Origin of the sequence: Flavobacterium resistens, from assembly GCF_900182645.1 — a bacterium.
Classification (GTDB): Bacteria; Bacteroidota; Bacteroidia; order Flavobacteriales; family Flavobacteriaceae; genus Flavobacterium; species Flavobacterium resistens.
In genome coordinates this window covers 735762-753514 of sequence record NZ_FXTA01000001.1, presented here as the reverse complement: position 1 = coordinate 753514, position 17753 = coordinate 735762, and the positions used below count along the sequence as shown (strand labels likewise).

The window sequence follows — 17753 nt, the reverse complement described above, 5'->3', positions numbered from 1 at the left end:
AATGAAAAAAAATAAATCTATTTTATTACTTTCTTTTGCTTTGGCTTCACAAATTTTTGTAAGCTGTGAGGATAGTATAGATAAAGTTAACAGTCCAGTTCCATACGAGTCAATTGGCGGATATGAGAATTCAGATGATATTGCACCAAGTCATTTGCTTGCGAAGTTCAGTTTTGATGGTAATATCAATGATTCGAAAGGCGGAATAACTGGTGGTACAGGAACAAACGTTTCTTATGACACAGGTGTAAAAGGTAGTGCTTACAAAGGTTCTGCAACTTCATTTATTGCTTATAACAATGTTGCAAGTTCTGTATCAGGCTTAAAAAATATAACAGTTTCAATGTGGATCAAAACTGATCCGCATACTGCAGGAGCTCAATCATTGTTTATGCTTCCAAAGAAAACAGATTTCTGGGGTAATATTTTTACACTTATTGAAGGAACTGGACCAGCAACAACAATGTTGATGAAAAACCATATTCAAAGAGATGTAACTCCTAGTATTCCTTGGGCTGGACAATTTATAGAACATAGTGGTGCAAATGTTTTGCCTAATATGTTTGGTGCATGGAAACATGTTGTTTGGTCATATAATGGTACAAGCTCTACTTACAGCCTTTATATTGACGGACAAAAAATAACTTTACCAGCATCGATTTCAAAAAGATACGCAAGTGATCCTGCAACGGGCGGTGGTCCTTTTGGAGAATTAGCTAGTTCTGAAGTTTCTAAATTTATCATTGGAGGGTATCAGCAGCATTTAGGTGCTCCATGGGGCGCTCCTGATAGCTGGATGCTTAACTATACAGGATTAATGGATGAATTCAGAATATATGATGCTGCTCTTTCAGATAATGAAGTTACAGCTTTATATAAACTGGAAAAGGACAAGAGATAAGTATTTTTCAAATACACCTGGAGGGTTTCCTCCAGGTGTATTATTTAGTTAATATTATTTAGAATAAAATGAAAATTTCAATATACATAGTTGCTTTTTTGAGCTTTTTTAATTCATGCTCATCATCGACGCCAGACGGAAAAGGAGGAGGAACTCCATTACCAACAAATCCAACTACACCAACAAAGCCTCTGACAGACGCTGAAGCAATGGATCAGGTTCAAAAAGATGCAATAAAATATTTTTGGGATTATGCTGATCCTAATTCAAAATTAGCAAGAGAAAGATACTTGACAGAAGATCCAAATTTTGAGTCAAACATTATAACTACAGGAGGTTCTGGATTTGGTTTGATGACAATTGTTGTAGGCGTAGAAAGAGGTTTTTTGCCAAGAGCTGAAGCTGTTTCTAGACTTACCACAGCATTAAATTTTCTTGAAAAAGCCGACAGATTTCACGGTGCTTGGCCACATTGGATGGACAATAAAGCGGGAAAAGTTATACCATTTGGAACAAAAGATAATGGCGGAGATTTAGTGGAAACTTCTTTCGTTTGTCAAGCTTTAATTACGATTAGAGAGTATTTTAAAGATGGAAGCACATCTGAAAAAGCATTAGCTGCAAAAGCAGATGAACTATGGAAAGGTGTAGAGTGGGATTGGTACACAAAAGGAGAAAATGCGTTATACTGGCATTGGTCACCAAATTATGGTTGGGAAATGAATTTCAAGCTTGAAGGTTATAACGAATGTTTGATTACGTATGTAATGGCAGCTTCATCACCAACGCATCCAATTTCTGCTGAAGCTTATCACCAAGCTTGGGCAAGAAATGGTGCTATAGTAGACGGCAGATCTCAATATGGAATTCCGGTAGTTTTAAACTATAATGGAGCTTCAGGAAATGTAGGACCAATGTTCTGGTCACATTATTCTTATTTAGGTTTAGATCCAAATTCATTAAAAGACAAATATGCAGATTACTGGCAATTGACGCAAAATCATGCTAAAATTATGGTTCAATACAGTGTTGCTAATCCAAAAGGTTTTAAAGATTATTCAGATAAATGCTGGGGATTAACAGCAAGTTACACTCGTAATCCTGATGGAACAACGGGTTATACAGCGCATCAGCCAAATAATGATAACGGTGTAATTTCACCAACTGCGGCATTATCATCTTTCCCATATACTCCAGTAGAATCTATGAAGTTTTTGCATTATATATATGATGATAATAAAGCAAAACTTGTTGGAATTGCAGGGCCATATGATGCTTTTTCACCACAGTTTAATTGGGTAACAGCTCGTTATTTGGCAATCGATCAAGGAACTATTGCTCCTATGGTCGAAAACTATAGAACTGGCTTGTTATGGAAGTTGTTCATGAATGCATCTGACACGAAACAAGGTTTGAAAAAACTTGGATTTACATCAGGTAAATACGGAATTTAATTCAGAAAAATGAAACAAAAAATAACGCTTCTAGTCTTATTGTTTTCTGTATTTGGTTTTGCCCAAAGTGAAACAACGGGAAAAATAAATACAGTAATAATGACAAAGTATGAGCTGGGTTATGCACTGCATAAACCTGCAAATACAAAAGAGAAGAAGCCTTTGATAGTTTTTATTTCTGGAGATGGAGAAAAAGGAACCGATATTGAAAAGGTAAAAATTCATGGACCTTTTAAGTATTTAAAAACACATCAATTAGATGCTTACGTTCTGGCTCCGCAATGTAAAGAAGATGAAAATTGGGATATAGAATCGATTTATGAGTTGATTTTAAAAATTCAGAAGGAAAATAAAATTGATTCAGAAAGAATATATGTTACTGGTTTGAGCTCAGGAGGCTGGGCTTCGTGGAATTTGGCTTTTGCACATCCGGATCTATTTGCCGCAAACGTACCTGTCGCTGGTTTTGTAGATTTAATTCAATTAGAAAAAGCTTGTGAAATAGCCAATATTCCAACCAGAATTTTTCACGGATTGCTGGATGATGTCGTAAATGTAAATTATGCAATGACGATTTACAAAGAATTGAAAAAGTGCAATGCAAAAGATGTAAAGCTTACCATCTTTGATGATGCAAATCACGACAGCTGGACAAGAGTTTATGATAATGCAGCTATCTACGATTGGATGTTGCAACAGAAAAAAACGAATACAAACAAATAAATTAAATAGAATGAAAAACAAATTAGTCTTACTTTTTTTAGGATGTGCTGTTTTGGGTTACGCTCAAAAAAAGAGCACAAAAAGTACAGTGAAAATTAAACCTAAGTCAGAGTTTGTGGCAGAGTTAATGTCAAAAATGACATTAGATGAAAAATTAGGACAGCTAAATTTACCAACCTCTGGTGATATTACAACTGGTCAGGCAAATAGTTCAAATGTTGCAAAAAATATTGCTGAAGGAAAAGTAGGCGGTTTGTTCAATATAAAATCAGTACAGAAAATTAAAGAAGTACAAAAAATTGCTGTTGAAAAAAGCCGTTTAAAAATTCCATTGCTTTTTGGAATGGATGTTATTCACGGTTACGAAACAACATTCCCAATTCCGTTAGGATTGTCTTGTACTTGGGATATGGCATTAATTGAAAGAAGTGCTCAAATTGCGGCAAAAGAAGCAAGTGCCGACGGAATCAACTGGACATTTTCTCCAATGGTTGACATTTCTCGTGATCCAAGATGGGGAAGAGTTTCTGAAGGTTCAGGAGAAGATCCTTACTTAGGAAGCCAGATTGCAAAAGCGATGGTTAATGGTTACCAACAACATGATCTTTCTAAAAATAATTCAATTTTAGCATGTGTTAAGCACTTCGCATTATATGGAGCGCCAGAAGCCGGACGTGATTATAATACAGTTGATATGAGTCATATCAGAATGTTTAATGACTATTTCCCACCTTACAAAGCAGCAGTTGATGCTGGTGTAGGCTCAGTTATGGCGTCTTTCAACGAAATTGACGGAATTCCGGCAACTGGAAACAAATGGTTAATGACAGATGTTTTAAGAAAACAATGGGGATTCAAAGGTTTTGTGGTAACAGATTTTACTGGAATTCCAGAAATGATCGAACACGGAATGGGGAATCTTCAAGATGTTTCGGCTTTAGCTTTAAATGCTGGTGTTGAAATGGATATGGTTGGAGAAGGTTTCTTAGGAACTTTGAAAAAATCTCTAGATGAGAAAAGAGTTTCTATGGAAACAATCGACAATGCTGTTAAACTTATTTTAGAAGCAAAATACGATTTAGGATTATTCGAAGATCCATATAAATATTGTGATGAGAAAAGAGCTAAAACTGAAATCTTTACAATGGATAGCAGAAAAGAAGCACGTCAAATTGCAGCTCAATCATTGGTTTTATTAAAAAACCAAAACCAATTATTACCGCTTAAAAAATCGGGGACTATTGGTTTAATTGGACCATTAGCAGATGCTAAAGAAAACATGCCAGGAACTTGGAGTGTTGCCACTAAAATGGAAAACGCGGTTTCATTATTGGCTGGAATTAAAGAAGTTGCCGGAGCAGGAACGAAAGTTTTATATGCTAAAGGAAGCAATTTAGATTACGACGAAACTTTTGAAACTAACGCGACAATGTTTGGAAAAACATTACATCGTGATGGCCGTTCAAAAGAAGAATTATTAGCAGAGGCTTTAAAAGTTGCTAATCAGTCAGATGTAATTGTTGCGGCACTTGGAGAATCTGCAGAAATGAGCGGAGAATCAAGCAGCCGTACAAATTTACAGATTCCACAAGCACAGAAAGACTTATTAAATGCTTTATTGAAAACAGGAAAACCAGTTGTTTTAGTTTTATTTGATGGTCGTCCGTTAGTGATTACAGACGAAGAAAAAACAGTTCCAGCTATTTTAAATGCTTGGTTTGCTGGTACAGAAGCTGGATATGCAATTGCAGATGTTTTGTTTGGAGATGTTAATCCTTCAGGAAAATTGACTTCGACTTTTCCAAGAAGTGTTGGGCAGTTGCCAATTTACTATGCACACAAAAATACAGGAAGACCACTTTCTAACACAGAAGGGAAATTCGAGAAATTCAGATCAAACTATATTGACGAAAGAAATGAGCCTTTATTTCCATTCGGATTTGGTTTAAGTTATACCACTTTTGATTATTCAAACTTGAAAATTTCTTCTGATAAAATGGATTCAAACGGAAAATTGAAAGTAACGGTTGATGTAACCAATACAGGAAATTTTGACGGAAAAGAAACGGTTCAATTATACATTAGAGATTTAGTTGGTTCTGTAACAAGACCAGTTAGAGAATTGAAAGGTTTCCAAAAAATAGCACTTAAAAAAGGTGAAAAACAAACAATAAGTTTTGACATTACTGTTGAAGATTTAAAATTTTATAACTCTGATTTACAATTCGTAGCAGAGCCTGGACAGTTTGATGTTTTCGTCGGAGGAAATTCAACTGCCGACAAGAAAGTTAGTTTCGAGTTAACTAAATAGTTGGTTTATTGGTTAGTTAAAAGCCCTTCATTTGGAGGGCTTTTTTTCTAAAAGACGAAATCTTTTTAATCTTTAAATGTTATGAATGTTTTCAAAAAATCCCATGCTTTCTTTTTTTTAAGTTTATTATTCGCGTTCTCTTCTTGTTATGCGCAGAAGAATGCAATTGTAGCGCATAGAGGTGCGTGGAAAAAAAATAATCTTCCAGAAAATTCGATTGCTTCCTTAAGACATGCAATTGATTTAAAATTGCCTGGATCAGAATTTGATGTTTGGCGCACTGCCGATGATTCACTGGTAATTAATCACGATGCTCATTTTAATAAATTATTGATCGAACAAACCAATTACGCTGATTTAATTAAGTTTAATTTATCGAATGGTGAAAAGCTGCCAACACTTTACGAATATATTTCAGAAGGAATAAAAAAGAACAAACACACGCTGTTGGTTTGTGAAATAAAACCTTCAGAAATTAGTAAAGAGCGCGGAAAAGAAACGGCTATAAAAACTGTAGAAACAATCAAAAAACTTAAAGCCAATAAAAAAACATGCTACATAAGTTTTGATTACGATATTCTAAAACAAATTAGAGCTATAGATTCTAAAACTTCGCTTCAATATTTAGAAGGAAATAAGTCTCCGAAAGAAGTTAAAGTAGACAAGATCAATGGTGTTGATTATCACTATTCGGTATTTAAAAAACATCCTGATTGGATACAGGAAGCTAAAGAAAACAAAATTATATTAAACGCCTGGACTGTAAATGAAGCCGCAGATATGGATTGGATTATCGATCAAAAATTCAATTATATCACGACAAATGAACCTGAACTTTTAAAGGAAAGATTAAAAGCGAAAAAATAATCTTTTAGCCTTTATAAATACAAATCAAATCATGAAAAAAATAAATAAACAACTGAGACTGCCAATTTTATTGTTTTTGATCGTTTTCAATAACAGTATTTTGGCTCAAAATGCAACTGGCAAAACAGAATGGTTTGACCCTAATAAACCTGCAACGACTTATTGTAATCCGATTAATATAGGCTACAATTATACGACTTTCAATCATAATGGAATTCCGTATTCACGCCGTTCTAGCGCCGATCCCGTTATTATTACATATAAAGGTGAATATTATTTATTTGCTACCAATCAGGCAGGATTTTTTTGGAGTAAAGATATGTCAGACTGGAATTTTGTTTACGGAAGTTTCCAAAGACAGCCTGGCGATGATGATCAATGTGCTCCGGCAGCCTGGGTTGTGAATGATACATTATTTTATGTGGGTTCAACTTGGAAAAGAGATCATCCAATCTGGAAAACAGCAAATCCAAAATCAGGAAGATGGATTCGTCATGTTGACAAAGCAATGTTGCCAACTTGGGATCCTGCGATTTTTCAAGACGATGACAAAAAAGTATATATGTACTACGGTTCAAGTGGAAAACTACCGCTTGTAGGAACAGAAGTAGATTATAGTACTTGGCTTCCAAAAGGAAATCAGGCGGATTATGCACAATTATACAAAGCCACAGAAGTAGAAGATATTCAGCGTCCTTATGGGCAAATTAAAGAAGTTGCAATTCTAGATCCTTCAGCTCATGGATGGGAACGTTTTGGACCAAATAATGATATGGAACCAGCGCCTTGGGGAAATTTCATTGAAGGTGCCTGGATGACTAAACATAACGGAAAATATTATATGCAATATGGCGCACCAGCAACTGAATTTAAAGGTTATGCAAATGGTGTTCACGTAGGTGATAATCCTTTAGGACCTTTTACGTATCAAAAACACAATCCAATGTCATATAAACCGGGTGGATTTGTAATTGGTGCCGGTCACGGAAATACGTTTGCAGATAATTATGGAAATTATTGGAATACAGGAACGTGTAAAATTTCGATTAAAGATCGTTTTGAGCGTCGCATTGATATGTTTCCTGCTGGATTTGATAAAGATGACGTAATGTATTCTATTACAGCTTATGGAGATTTTCCGATTGTGCTTCCAACAAGCCAGCGTGATCAAACAAAAGGAGCTTCATCTGGTTGGATGTTGCTTTCATACAAAAAGCCCGTAACCGTTTCTTCTTCTGAAGAATGTATGGAAGTAGAAACACACAGAATGGATAATGGTGGTAAAAAAGTATATGAAAAGTTCTGTTACGGACCAGAAAACTTAACAGACGAAAACATTCAAACCTATTGGTCGGCTAAAACAAGTAATCCAGGAGAGTGGCTTCAAATGGATTTAGGCAGAAAAATGGAAATAAATGCGCTGCAAATTAATTACGCAGATCATAAAGCAACGCAGTACAATAAGGCAATGGATATTTATTATCAATATAAAATATTTATGTCTGATGATGCCATAAACTGGACTTTGGTTGTAGATAAATCCCAAAATGACAAAGATGTACCGCATGATTATGTAGAGCTTTCAAAATCGATAAAAAAGCGTTATATCAAAATGGAAAATATTCATAATGCATCTGGTTTATTTGCAATCTCTGATTTTAGAGTTTTTGGAAATGGTTTGTCAGAAAAACCAAAAGCAGTTTCCGGATTTAAAGTTGACAGAAACAAAACGGATTCTCGCAACGCTATGATATCATGGAAAAAGCAGTCAGATGCAATTGGGTATAATATTTTTTATGGCATAACTCCTGATAAACTATATAACAGTATTATGGTTTACGGAGAGAACTCATATGATTTTAGAGGTCTTGACAAAGGCACAAAATATTATTTCACGATTGAGCCTTTTAATGAAAACGGGATCGGTACAAGAAATAAACTTATTGAAGTAAAATAAATTTTATTTAATAAGATATAAAAGCTCTGATTTGCAAATCGAAAGATAATTGCAATCAGAGCTTTTTTTTTGACAAAAGTCTGCAAAAAAACTCTGACAGTTATAAAGATTTTTGTTCCTTTGTAAAACAACCCAAAAATGCTATAAAAAACATGAAAAAAACCATTCTTTTAACTGCTTTAGTTTTAAATGGATTGACCGCATCGTTTGCACAATCAAATGATGAAAAAAACATTAAATTATTTTACAAAAAAGCTTTAACCGAAGCTAAATGTTATTCTTGGTTAGAATATTTATCAAATGATATCGGAAGTCGTTTATCTGGATCAAAAGGTGCTGCAGAAGGTGTAGAATACACAAAAAGACAATTAGAAAGTCTTGGTCTTGATAAAGTTTATTTACAAGAAGTTATGGTCCCTCACTGGGTTCGCGGCGAGAAAGAAACTGCTTTTATCGTAGACGGAAAAGTAAAAACTGCTGTACCAATCTGTGCATTGGGAGGTTCAGTTGCAACTCCAAAAACTGGAATTACAGCTGAAGTAATTGAAGTACAAAGCCTTGATGAATTAAAAGGATTAGGCGATAAAGTAAAAGGTAAAATTGTGTTTTTTAATAGACCAATGAATCCTGAATATATTGGAACTTTTAATTCTTATTCTGAAGCAGGAGATCAAAGAAGAAGTGGTGCAAAAGAAGCAGCTAAACTTGGTGCAGTTGGAGCGATTGTACGTTCTTTAAACTTACGTTTAGATGATTTCCCACATGCAGGGGCTCAAAGCTATGGTGATTTGCCAAAAGAACAATATATTCCGGCGGCGGCAATTAGTACAAACGGAGCAGAATTATTGAGTAAAACTTTGAAAGCCAATCCGGGGATTAAATTATATTTCAAACAATCTTGCGAGACTTTGCCAGATGTATTATCTTATAATGTGATTGGAGAATTAAAAGGAACAGTAACTCCAGAGAACATTCTTGTTGTTGGTGGACATCTAGACTCTTGGGATTTAGCCGATGGTTCGCATGACGATGGAGCAGGAGTGGTACAAAGTATGGAAGTAGTTCGTATCCTGAAAAACTTAAACTATAAACCTAAAAATACGATTCGTGTTGTATTGTTTATGAATGAAGAAAACGGTGGAAAAGGTGGAGCAAAATATGAAGAAGTTGCAAAACAAAAGAACGAGAATCATATTTTTGCTTTAGAAAGTGATTCAGGTGGATTTACACCAAGAGGGTTTTCAATCGAAGCTGATGATGCTAACTTCAAAAAATTGCAAGAATATAAAAACCTTTTTGAGCCTTATTTGATTCATAATTTCACAAAAGGACACGCAGGATCAGATATTGAGCATTTAACTTCAAAAACAATTGTAAAAGCTGGTTTACAGCCAGATTCACAGCGTTATTTTGATTATCACCACGCAGCAAACGATAAATTTGACGCAATCAATAAAAGAGAATTAGAACTTGGTGCAGCAACTATGACTTCATTAATCTATTTAATAGATCAAAACGGAATCGTTCTTCCTGCTTCAAATTAATTTTTGATAATTCTAAAAACAAAAAAGCTATGAGTTTTGCTCATAGCTTTTTTGTTTTAATATCTATATAAGTTAATAAGTGTCAATAACTGTTTTCAATAAATCAGAATCTGCAAGGTCAGAAGGCGCAACTACTTTTTCTTCCAGTGGAATTTCATTTCCATATCTTTCCTTTAATATTTTCTGAACTTTTTCATCAGTTAAATTAAAATCTTTCAGCTGTTTGAGTTTTGATAATTCGATGCCGGCAGCGTTTTTGTATATTTTCCAGATTAATTCAGAACAATAAATTCTAGTATCTGTCCAGTCAAAATAAGCATCATATTCTTTACCATTAAATTGCTGACTGTAATCTTTCATTTTTTGCAAAGTTGAAGGAGTCAAAATTTCAGCAGCATTTTTCAATCTTTTTATAAGATATTTATTGTCTTTTCCATGCTGGATCCAATCTTCCAAACGAGTTAATTTTACAGGCTGTACGGCTTCAAAAACAAATAGATTTCCGTTTATTTTGTAGATAATGCCACAATGAGAAAATTTAGAATTTGTGGCAATTCGTACTGCTTCGCATTGTGGAGATTCTGAAGTTTGAAAAATAATATCGCCATCCTGAATTTTATCTAAAACTGTATTTTGAGGCTTATTTCCCGAAAATGGATTGTTCGGAAAAACTTTCATCGCGACAAATAACGCGCAACCAAAACTCAGTAAAAAGGTAATTATCAGAAAGAGGTATTTTGATTTTTTCATATTCAAATTTTAAAAATTTAAAAGTATAATTTATTCTTCAGTTTTCATTCGGAATTAACACAAACAAAAAAGCAGAATTTCAAATGAATGAAATTCTGCTTTTATTATTTTATAAAGTAATCTTTTTAGATTCTGAAAATTCCTCCAACAGCAATAATTCGTTGAAAATAAGTAAAGTGCTGAGAAGCCTTATCATCATTGCTCATTGTAGTTTTAATATCTGGCATATTGATATAACCACCTTTTAACTCTCCCTGAACATAGAAATGTTTAAAAAAGGTAATGTTTAAACCAGCTTTTGCAGAAACACCATAACCAGAAACGTGAAAATCATCGTGACGTTCTTTACCTAAAATTGTAGTATTGGTTTTAGGATATAAAACTCCAGCACCAATACCTTCGGTTAAGTTAATCTGAACTTTATCAATATTTGGCAATCCAAACCATTTTGAAACATCATCAAATCTCGCCACCTCAGTATTAATGTAGTTTAAACCGTCTGTATGTTCATACATTAAAAAAGCAGGACCGTTTGGATTTATTTCACCTTTGTTATAACCGCCTTCTATAGCTCCTCCCTGAGACATATCTACAGGTGTGTTATTGTAATTTCCATTGTAAATTGATGCAGGATCATCTGCAGGTAAATTGATGTTTCCGTTCACGTTAGCAATTTGATTTTGTGACATTACATATTTCATGTGGTCAACACCAATTGTAACACTATAATGATCACTAAAAAAATAACCCAATCTCAAATTCGTTTGAGGAATAGTCATATTTGCAGGATTGATATAATCTACATGCCATCCTTTTGGTTTATCATGAGCTTGCATGTTCTCAACTGTAAAGTTGTAATCTTTACCTCTGAAATTTACATCAGATTTAGAGTAACTTTCTCTGTTACCACCCCACATCACAAAGAATTTTCCTTTATTGTGTGCAGCGTATTTTTGTACCGGAATTTCTTCCTGAGCAAAAGCGCTTAGTGAAACGCAAGCCAGAAGGAAAAATAAAATTTTTGTTTTCAAAGAACTTAAGTATTATAAATTTAGAATGAGTTAACTGTTTTTCTAATAGCAACTAATTTTGTCATCAAACCTTCAAAATAGTCTAAATGAAGCATATTGGCACCATCACTTTTTGCATTAGCAGGATCAAAATGTGTTTCGATAAAAATACCGTCAACACCAACTGCAATACCCGCTTTAGCAACCGTTTCAATCATATCAGGTCTTCCGCCTGTAACACCTGCAGTTTGATTTGGTTGTTGTAGAGAATGCGTTACATCCAAAACTGTAGAAGCATATTGCTGCATAGTAGGAATACCTCTAAAATCAACAATCATGTCCTGGTAGCCAAACATAGTACCACGATCAGTAACCATTACGTTTTCATTATTACAGTCTAAAACTTTTTGAACAGCATGTTTCATGCTTTCCGGACTCATAAATTGCCCTTTTTTCAAGTTAACCGTTTTTCCTGTATTTGCCGCAGCAACAACAAGATCAGTCTGACGAACCAAGAAAGCCGGTATTTGCAATACATCAACGTACTGCGCTGCCATATCAGCATCTTCGTTTGTGTGAATATCAGTTACAGTTGGAACGTGAAAAGTTTCTGAAACTTTTCTTAATATTTTTAAAGCTTTTTCATCTCCAATTCCAGAAAAACTGTCAATTCTAGAACGGTTTGCTTTTTTAAAAGATCCTTTAAACACATAAGGAATCTGAAGATTGTCGGTAATACCAACTAATTTTTCAGCAATTCTCAGCGCCATTTCTTCTCCTTCGATAGCACAAGGCCCCGCCAATAAAAAGAAATTTCCGCTGTCAGTATGCTTAATTTGTGGAATATGTTGTAAGTTCATAAAATTATTTTTTTGCACTGCAAAGGTAGTTATGATTTATGAGTTTAGGATTAAGATTTAAGATTATTTTATGAACCCCGATAGCTATCGGGGCTGCTATTGGTTTCAATATTTTTTTCTACAACTTTTTTTCCAAAGTCTGTTCAGGAGCTTCCTCCGGTCGCTCTGCCCAACCAGGAAAAAATAAGTTTTAGAGAAAAATGATTTCCACTTCTATCAGGGCTAAATTTAGTAGAATTATGAGAAATTAAGTTAATTTAAGTTTTGGATAAGCTGTTTTTTGGAGTTTATCTTAGTTTGAATTTCTTTCAATTCTTCTTCAGCAGGAATTCTATTAGCAATAGTTTTAATAATTAAAAAATCATTATCAGAGACAGCTATAATCTCACAGTATTTTTTTTCATTTTTATGAATACTCAATTCTTTAATATCACTTAATGCCATTCGTTTTTTTATTTTTATAAAACCAAATGGAGAAAGATGAATTCCACGAATTATTTCGCTTCCTTTTAATTTCACAGAATCACTACTATTTAGGAAAATTAAAATGAAACAAACAAACAATGCTTTTTCAGAAAAATCAGAATGATAATCAAAAATCAGCCCAATTATTGGAGCTGAGATAAATAGTAAATGAAATATTGGATGTATTAATTCTTTTCTATTTAATGTCATAAATATTTTATGAGAGAATAACTTTCTTAAGTATAAAATTCGAATAGTAATATTTAATTCTGTTTCAAACTCAATCCCATCGGAACCATTAGAATTCCTTTTTCATAAATGTTTAAATAAAGTATCACAGGTTTTTTTTGTCCTTCCCACGTTAATTCATAAACATTTAAAAATCCTGCACCCATATCGCTTCTTTTTGTTGGAAACGGACAACATGTTTCTAATCGTTTATAAGTGATTTTTTCACCTGCAGGACCAGCAAGCGCATTTAGAAAACGAGTTTCATTCAAAGCTTCGTCTTTAGTATTTCGGTAGAAAATATTTATGGGATAATCAGGATCGTAGCCATATTTTTTGTCTTTGGCAAAAAGTGTAATGGCAAACGTATTGTCTTTCTTCAAAATTAAATCAGGAGCATTATCATCTACATTTTTTAATGTCGATTTTGTACTAATACAAGAAGTTGCACTGATTAATAAAATTAAAAAGATGAATATTTTTTTCATGGTTATGCTTTTTTTGTCATGCAAATTTAAAAGGTTTTTCCGTCACTGCTAACAGCTATCAGATAAATCATTTTAAAGATTTTAAATCTATAAATGTTATTCTGCCTTTTTGGGATTCAGTTTCAATATTCCAATTACAATCAGATATTGTGCCACAAGATAAGTAAGCATAATGAAAAATGAACTTTTTTCAATTGGTGTGTAGAATTTGTTTATGGCCAAAATACTATCAGAAATGACAAATACCGCTGCTCCTGAAAAAACATATAAACTTCCTCGTTTTTCCCAGATTAAGTAGCCATTAAAAGCAAATAAAAGCATAATTGAAATGACACTTGCATATACTATTACCGGAATTTGCAAATCGCCTAAAGTGGGTAATAAAAGCGAAAGCATTCCAACTAAATAAAGGGCAATTACAACACTTCCAATTCCAAAAAATACTAAGTTTCTCTTGACTTGCCTTCTATTCTGTTTGTTGAACAAAACGCAATAAGTAATATGTGAAATAAGAAAAGCAATCAATCCTAAAATAAAGTAAATTTCGCCTAAATCAGTAAAAAGTAAAATTACATCACCTATCCATGAAAAAAGCAGCGCAAGCAACAGAATGTTTTTTGTTGGGAATGTTCTGTAAAAATAAATTCCGAAACTCAATAGCGGAATTAAAATTGGTTTTAAAAACAAATCTAAGTTTTCATACCCCAAAAGTAAAACAATGAGGTATACGAGGCAAAATGCGATGTAAATTTTAAAATAGGTAGCGTTTCTCATAAGGGGTTGAGTGAGTTTATGGTTTGGTTTTGGTTATTTTTAAAATCAACGGTTACAAAATATATTGTGGTTAAAAATGATAAACCTAAATAAATTAAAATGACAAAATTACTTAATGAAAAAACTGTATTTAAGCCAAACCAGTCACCATTGTAAACTATAATTGCTGCAGCTGTACTAAAACGAAATCCTTCCCAAAAAACTGCATATTTACTTTTGTCCATTAACTCGCTGTAGCTATAAATTGTTATAAAAATAAAAAATCCATAAATGAAGATGTTTGGTAAACCAATTTTGGCAATATTGTCAAAAAGATAACTCACAAACAAAAGCGTAATCAAGACTTGTGCAACCGACCAATAAATAAGTTTTTGAGAGTTTTGAGTTCCGTATTTTTCAAAGTCGAATACATTTTCGATTTTATTTACGGGATATTTTTCTTCAAAATTTTCTGGTCTCCAGCCAGTTGGTTTAAACCAAATTGTTAATTTGTCTTTCCAGTTTTCGGCACGCCAAGCATCTTTGATAAGAAGCGTTAAATGCTGAAAGTTAATTTTAATTGGATTCCAGGTATTTGCTGGCCTGGTAATTCCAAAAACCGGTGGAACCTCGTCTAATTCTGCTTGGAAAGTGCCAAACAGTTTATCCCAAAAAATAAAAATCTGCGAATGGTTTTTATCTAAATATTCCGGGTTTATAGCATGATGCACACGATGATGTGATGGCGTCACGATAATATGCTCCAAAAATCCCATTTTGTTGATGTGTTTGGTGTGATACCAAAACTGCAAAAATAAATGCAAAGGAAGCGTAATGGCAATTACAGAAGCCGGAACTCCCAAAAGCGCTGCAGGAATCAGCAAAAAAGTAAACAGATTTACCAAGCTTGCAATTGGCTGGCGAAGCGCACAGGCAAGATTAAACTCTTCACTGCTGTGATGAATTGCATGTTTGTTCCAAAGAAAATTGATTTGATGTGCTAAGCGATGACTCCAGTAACCATAAAAATCAATTACAAAAAAAGCAATAAAATAGGAGAGAACACTTGGTTCTAAATGTTGTAAAGCAATTTTAGAAACCAGCCATTCATAGGAAAGAAAAGTAATGCTAAGTCCCAAAACATCTTTTACTGAATTTGTGATTCCGGAACTGATGCTCGATACGCTGTCAATTAAAGGCGCAGTGTCATTTTTTTTATAAATGCCGTAAATTTTTTCAATAATAATTAAGGCCAAAAAAATAGGCATCGCAATGATTAATATTTTTCCGTATTCTTCCATAAAAAAAGCATTCTATTTTATCCAAATATAGAATAAAATAGAATGCTTTTTAAATTATTTGCGATTAAACAATCTCGGCGCTCAATCCAGCTTCTAAAAGTTGTGTGCATTGCGGTTTTAACTTGTCAAGCGGACCCGTTTTTACAGTGCATTTTCCGTTGTAATGTACAATTAAGGAACATTGTTCTGCTTGTTCTGCGGTATGGCTGCAAACACGCATTAAAGTATCAATTACATGATCAAAAGTGTTTACATCGTCATTATAAACAATAATTTCGTTATTGAAAACTGTTGCTTCCTTCTCGCGAACTCTTTCTTTTACTTTTTCTTTAGTACTCATCTCATTTGGTTTTTGTACTTTGTAACTTGTGACTAATTTACGTATTTTAATGAAACCCAATTATTTCTTTGAAATTTTTTAACATACGTTAACCCTTTTTCAACGCAGGATGCATCGATAAACGGAATGTCTTCTTCATAAAAACCGCTGAATAATATAATTCCTTTTGGGTTCAAAGAATCGACATACGCTTGCATATCATTTAGTAAAATATTTCTATTGATATTGGCAATAATCAAATCGTATTTTTTACCTGCTAATAAAGCTGCATCGCCCTCATAAACGCTGATATGTTTGCAATTATTGCGTTCAGCATTTTCGATAGAGTTTAAATAACACCAATTGTCAATATCAATTGCATCAATTGGTTCAGCGCCTTTCATTTCGGCTAAAATGGCCAAAATAGCTGTTCCGCATCCCATATCAAGAGTTTTCAGACCTTTAACATCCATTTCTAATAAATGTTGGATCATCATGTGAGTTGTCTCGTGATGACCAGTTCCAAAACTCATCTTTGGTTCAATTAAAATATCAAATTCGGCATCTGTTTTTGGGTGAAAAGGAGCGCGAACATGACATTTTCCGTCTACATCAATTGGTTCAAAATTCTTTTCCCATTCTTCGTTCCAGTTTACCTGATCGATTTCTTCAATAGTATATTCAATTTTAAATTCTTCAGACTGTAAAATATAAATATCATCCAGAATATTTTCGTCCCATAAATCTTTCTTCACAAAAGCCGAAATTCCGTTTTCTGTTTCTGTAAAACTTTCAAACGCTTTTTCGCCTAATTCTGCCACTAAAATTTCTGATCCTAGTTCTTTTGGCTCAATCGTAAAATGATATCCTAAATATATATTTGACATAAAAAAAATTTTTGCAAAGGTAAGAATAGAAAGCAGAAGTTGTCTAAAAAACTCAAAGAACATTCTTAATTTAAGAATAATTTAAAAAACAAAAAGCGTACGCCGTGGCGAACGCTTTTTTATAAAGCTTGATTTTAAAATCTAAAATTTTAATTAGATAGCCGTTACAATTGCTAAGAAATCATCAGCTTTTAAAGCTGCACCTCCAATTAAACCTCCGTCAACGTCTGGTTTAGAGAAAATTTCTTTAGCGTTGTCTGGTTTAACTGAACCACCATATAAAATAGAAACTTCATCAGCGATTTCAGCTCCAAAAGCTTTACGGATAACTTCTCTGATAAATTCGTGCATTTCCTGAGCTTGCTCTGGTGATGCAGTTTCTCCGGTTCCAATAGCCCAAACTGGTTCGTAAGCCAAAACAATTTTCGACCAAGATTCTTTTGCAATATGGAAAACACCATCACGTAATTGGTTTTCAACAATATTGAAATGATTTCCAGATTGACGATCTTTTAATTCTTCACCAAAACAGAAAATTACTGTCATATCATGTTTCAATGCAGTATCAACTTTGTTTGCGATTAATGCATCAGTTTCGTGGAAAATAGCTCTGCGCTCAGAGTGACCTAAAATTACTGTATTAACACCAATGCTTGTCAACATATCTGCAGAAATTTCTCCAGTAAAAGCACCACCTTCAGCTTGGTGAACATTTTGAGCAGAAACTCCGATAGTTGTATTTTTTAATTTTGTAGCAGCAGCTTGTAAGTTTACAAAAGTTGGCGCTACAATTACTTGTGCATTCGTTTTTGCTGGAATTTTAGCAATTAATTCGTTTAATAATTCTTCAGTCTGTGCAGCATTTTTATGCATTTTCCAGTTTCCTGCAACAATCGATTTTCTCATTTTGGTAGTTTTTATTATTCTTTTAATTT

The 17753-nt window shown here is 33.6% G+C and carries 17 protein-coding genes; 7 read left to right on the top strand and 10 right to left on the bottom strand.

Annotated elements, in window-relative coordinates:
• Nucleotide 1: 1 nt before the first annotated feature.
• The 7 genes from FN795_RS03130 (at nt 2) to FN795_RS03100 (ending at nt 9757) form a co-directional block, all read left to right on the top strand.
• The gene (locus FN795_RS03130; protein ID WP_142449324.1) at nt 2-901 is read left to right on the top strand and encodes a LamG domain-containing protein; all 900 of its coding nucleotides are present in this window, start codon (nt 2-4) and stop codon (nt 899-901) included.
• A 68-nt stretch (nt 902-969) separates the two neighbouring features.
• Entirely contained in the window at nt 970-2355 is a 1386-nt protein-coding gene (locus FN795_RS03125; protein WP_142449323.1) for a glucoamylase family protein, read from the top strand.
• A 9-nt stretch (nt 2356-2364) separates the two neighbouring features.
• Complete coding sequence (locus tag FN795_RS03120) at nt 2365-3078, top strand: carboxylesterase family protein (RefSeq protein ID WP_142449322.1); 714 nt, start codon at nt 2365-2367, stop codon at nt 3076-3078.
• A gap of 10 nt (nt 3079-3088) precedes the next feature.
• Nucleotides 3089-5389, top strand: a complete 2301-nt coding sequence (gene bglX, locus FN795_RS03115) for a beta-glucosidase BglX (RefSeq protein ID WP_142449321.1) — start codon at nt 3089-3091, stop codon at nt 5387-5389.
• Nucleotides 5390-5470: 81 nt separating this feature from the next.
• Nucleotides 5471-6256 carry a glycerophosphodiester phosphodiesterase family protein gene (locus tag FN795_RS03110; RefSeq protein WP_142449320.1) on the top strand — a complete coding sequence of 262 codons (786 nt, stop codon included), beginning with the start codon at nt 5471-5473 and terminating at the stop codon, nt 6254-6256.
• Nucleotides 6257-6287: 31 nt separating this feature from the next.
• Nucleotides 6288-8213 carry a discoidin domain-containing protein gene (locus FN795_RS03105; protein WP_142449319.1) on the top strand — a complete coding sequence of 642 codons (1926 nt, stop codon included), beginning with the start codon at nt 6288-6290 and terminating at the stop codon, nt 8211-8213.
• A gap of 152 nt (nt 8214-8365) precedes the next feature.
• Nucleotides 8366-9757 carry a M20/M25/M40 family metallo-hydrolase gene (locus tag FN795_RS03100; protein ID WP_142449318.1) on the top strand — a complete coding sequence of 464 codons (1392 nt, stop codon included), beginning with the start codon at nt 8366-8368 and terminating at the stop codon, nt 9755-9757.
• A 72-nt stretch (nt 9758-9829) separates the two neighbouring features.
• Here FN795_RS03100 and FN795_RS03095 read toward each other — a convergent pair whose 3' ends face one another.
• The 10 genes from FN795_RS03095 to tpiA all read right to left on the bottom strand — a co-directional run bounded on the left by FN795_RS03095 (nt 9830) and on the right by tpiA (nt 17724).
• A complete protein-coding gene (locus FN795_RS03095) occupies nt 9830-10507 on the bottom strand; it encodes a YiiX family permuted papain-like enzyme (RefSeq protein WP_142449317.1) in 678 nt (225 codons plus the stop codon).
• A 125-nt stretch (nt 10508-10632) separates the two neighbouring features.
• Complete coding sequence (locus FN795_RS03090; RefSeq protein WP_142449316.1) at nt 10633-11538, bottom strand: hypothetical protein; 906 nt, start codon at nt 11536-11538, stop codon at nt 10633-10635.
• 20 nt (nt 11539-11558) lie between these two features.
• Nucleotides 11559-12377 carry a 3-deoxy-8-phosphooctulonate synthase gene (gene kdsA / locus FN795_RS03085; RefSeq protein ID WP_142449315.1) on the bottom strand — a complete coding sequence of 273 codons (819 nt, stop codon included), beginning with the start codon at nt 12375-12377 and terminating at the stop codon, nt 11559-11561.
• A 252-nt stretch (nt 12378-12629) separates the two neighbouring features.
• Nucleotides 12630-13052 carry a hypothetical protein gene (locus FN795_RS03080; protein WP_142449314.1) on the bottom strand — a complete coding sequence of 141 codons (423 nt, stop codon included), beginning with the start codon at nt 13050-13052 and terminating at the stop codon, nt 12630-12632.
• Between the two features lie 53 nt (nt 13053-13105).
• On the bottom strand, nt 13106-13558 hold the full coding sequence (locus FN795_RS03075) for a 2-dehydro-3-deoxyphosphooctonate aldolase (protein ID WP_142449313.1): 453 nt from the start codon (nt 13556-13558) through the stop codon (nt 13106-13108).
• Between the two features lie 96 nt (nt 13559-13654).
• On the bottom strand, nt 13655-14332 hold the full coding sequence (locus tag FN795_RS03070; protein WP_142449312.1) for a lysoplasmalogenase: 678 nt from the start codon (nt 14330-14332) through the stop codon (nt 13655-13657).
• Entirely contained in the window at nt 14329-15612 is a 1284-nt protein-coding gene (locus FN795_RS03065; RefSeq protein WP_142449311.1) for a sterol desaturase family protein, read from the bottom strand. Before FN795_RS03065 ends, FN795_RS03070 begins: the two co-directional genes overlap by 4 nt.
• A 64-nt stretch (nt 15613-15676) precedes the next feature.
• On the bottom strand, nt 15677-15952 hold the full coding sequence (locus tag FN795_RS03060) for an ATP-dependent Clp protease adaptor ClpS (RefSeq protein WP_035649330.1): 276 nt from the start codon (nt 15950-15952) through the stop codon (nt 15677-15679).
• Between the two features lie 32 nt (nt 15953-15984).
• Complete coding sequence (gene prmA / locus FN795_RS03055) at nt 15985-16818, bottom strand: 50S ribosomal protein L11 methyltransferase (protein WP_142449310.1); 834 nt, start codon at nt 16816-16818, stop codon at nt 15985-15987.
• Between the two features lie 153 nt (nt 16819-16971).
• Nucleotides 16972-17724 carry a triose-phosphate isomerase gene (tpiA, locus tag FN795_RS03050; protein WP_035648280.1) on the bottom strand — a complete coding sequence of 251 codons (753 nt, stop codon included), beginning with the start codon at nt 17722-17724 and terminating at the stop codon, nt 16972-16974.
• Nucleotides 17725-17753 lie beyond the last annotated feature (29 nt).

Bases quoted from the DNA above. Each gene is read 5' to 3' on its own strand.
- FN795_RS03130 (WP_142449324.1), top strand. From the start codon at position 2: ATGAAAAAAAATAAATCTATTTTATTACTTTCTTTTGCTTTGGCTTCA.
- FN795_RS03125 (WP_142449323.1), top strand. From the start codon at position 970: ATGAAAATTTCAATATACATAGTTGCTTTTTTGAGCTTTTTTAATTCA.
- FN795_RS03120 (WP_142449322.1), top strand. From the start codon at position 2,365: ATGAAACAAAAAATAACGCTTCTAGTCTTATTGTTTTCTGTATTTGGT.
- bglX (WP_142449321.1), top strand. From the start codon at position 3,089: ATGAAAAACAAATTAGTCTTACTTTTTTTAGGATGTGCTGTTTTGGGT.
- FN795_RS03110 (WP_142449320.1), top strand. From the start codon at position 5,471: ATGAATGTTTTCAAAAAATCCCATGCTTTCTTTTTTTTAAGTTTATTA.
- FN795_RS03105 (WP_142449319.1), top strand. From the start codon at position 6,288: ATGAAAAAAATAAATAAACAACTGAGACTGCCAATTTTATTGTTTTTG.
- FN795_RS03100 (WP_142449318.1), top strand. From the start codon at position 8,366: ATGAAAAAAACCATTCTTTTAACTGCTTTAGTTTTAAATGGATTGACC.
- FN795_RS03095 (WP_142449317.1), bottom strand. From the start codon at position 10,507: ATGAAAAAATCAAAATACCTCTTTCTGATAATTACCTTTTTACTGAGT.
- kdsA (WP_142449315.1), bottom strand. From the start codon at position 12,377: ATGAACTTACAACATATTCCACAAATTAAGCATACTGACAGCGGAAAT.
- FN795_RS03080 (WP_142449314.1), bottom strand. From the start codon at position 13,052: ATGACATTAAATAGAAAAGAATTAATACATCCAATATTTCATTTACTA.
- FN795_RS03075 (WP_142449313.1), bottom strand. From the start codon at position 13,558: ATGAAAAAAATATTCATCTTTTTAATTTTATTAATCAGTGCAACTTCT.
- FN795_RS03070 (WP_142449312.1), bottom strand. From the start codon at position 14,332: ATGAGAAACGCTACCTATTTTAAAATTTACATCGCATTTTGCCTCGTA.
- FN795_RS03065 (WP_142449311.1), bottom strand. From the start codon at position 15,612: ATGGAAGAATACGGAAAAATATTAATCATTGCGATGCCTATTTTTTTG.
- FN795_RS03060 (WP_035649330.1), bottom strand. From the start codon at position 15,952: ATGAGTACTAAAGAAAAAGTAAAAGAAAGAGTTCGCGAGAAGGAAGCA.
- prmA (WP_142449310.1), bottom strand. From the start codon at position 16,818: ATGTCAAATATATATTTAGGATATCATTTTACGATTGAGCCAAAAGAA.
- tpiA (WP_035648280.1), bottom strand. From the start codon at position 17,724: ATGAGAAAATCGATTGTTGCAGGAAACTGGAAAATGCATAAAAATGCT.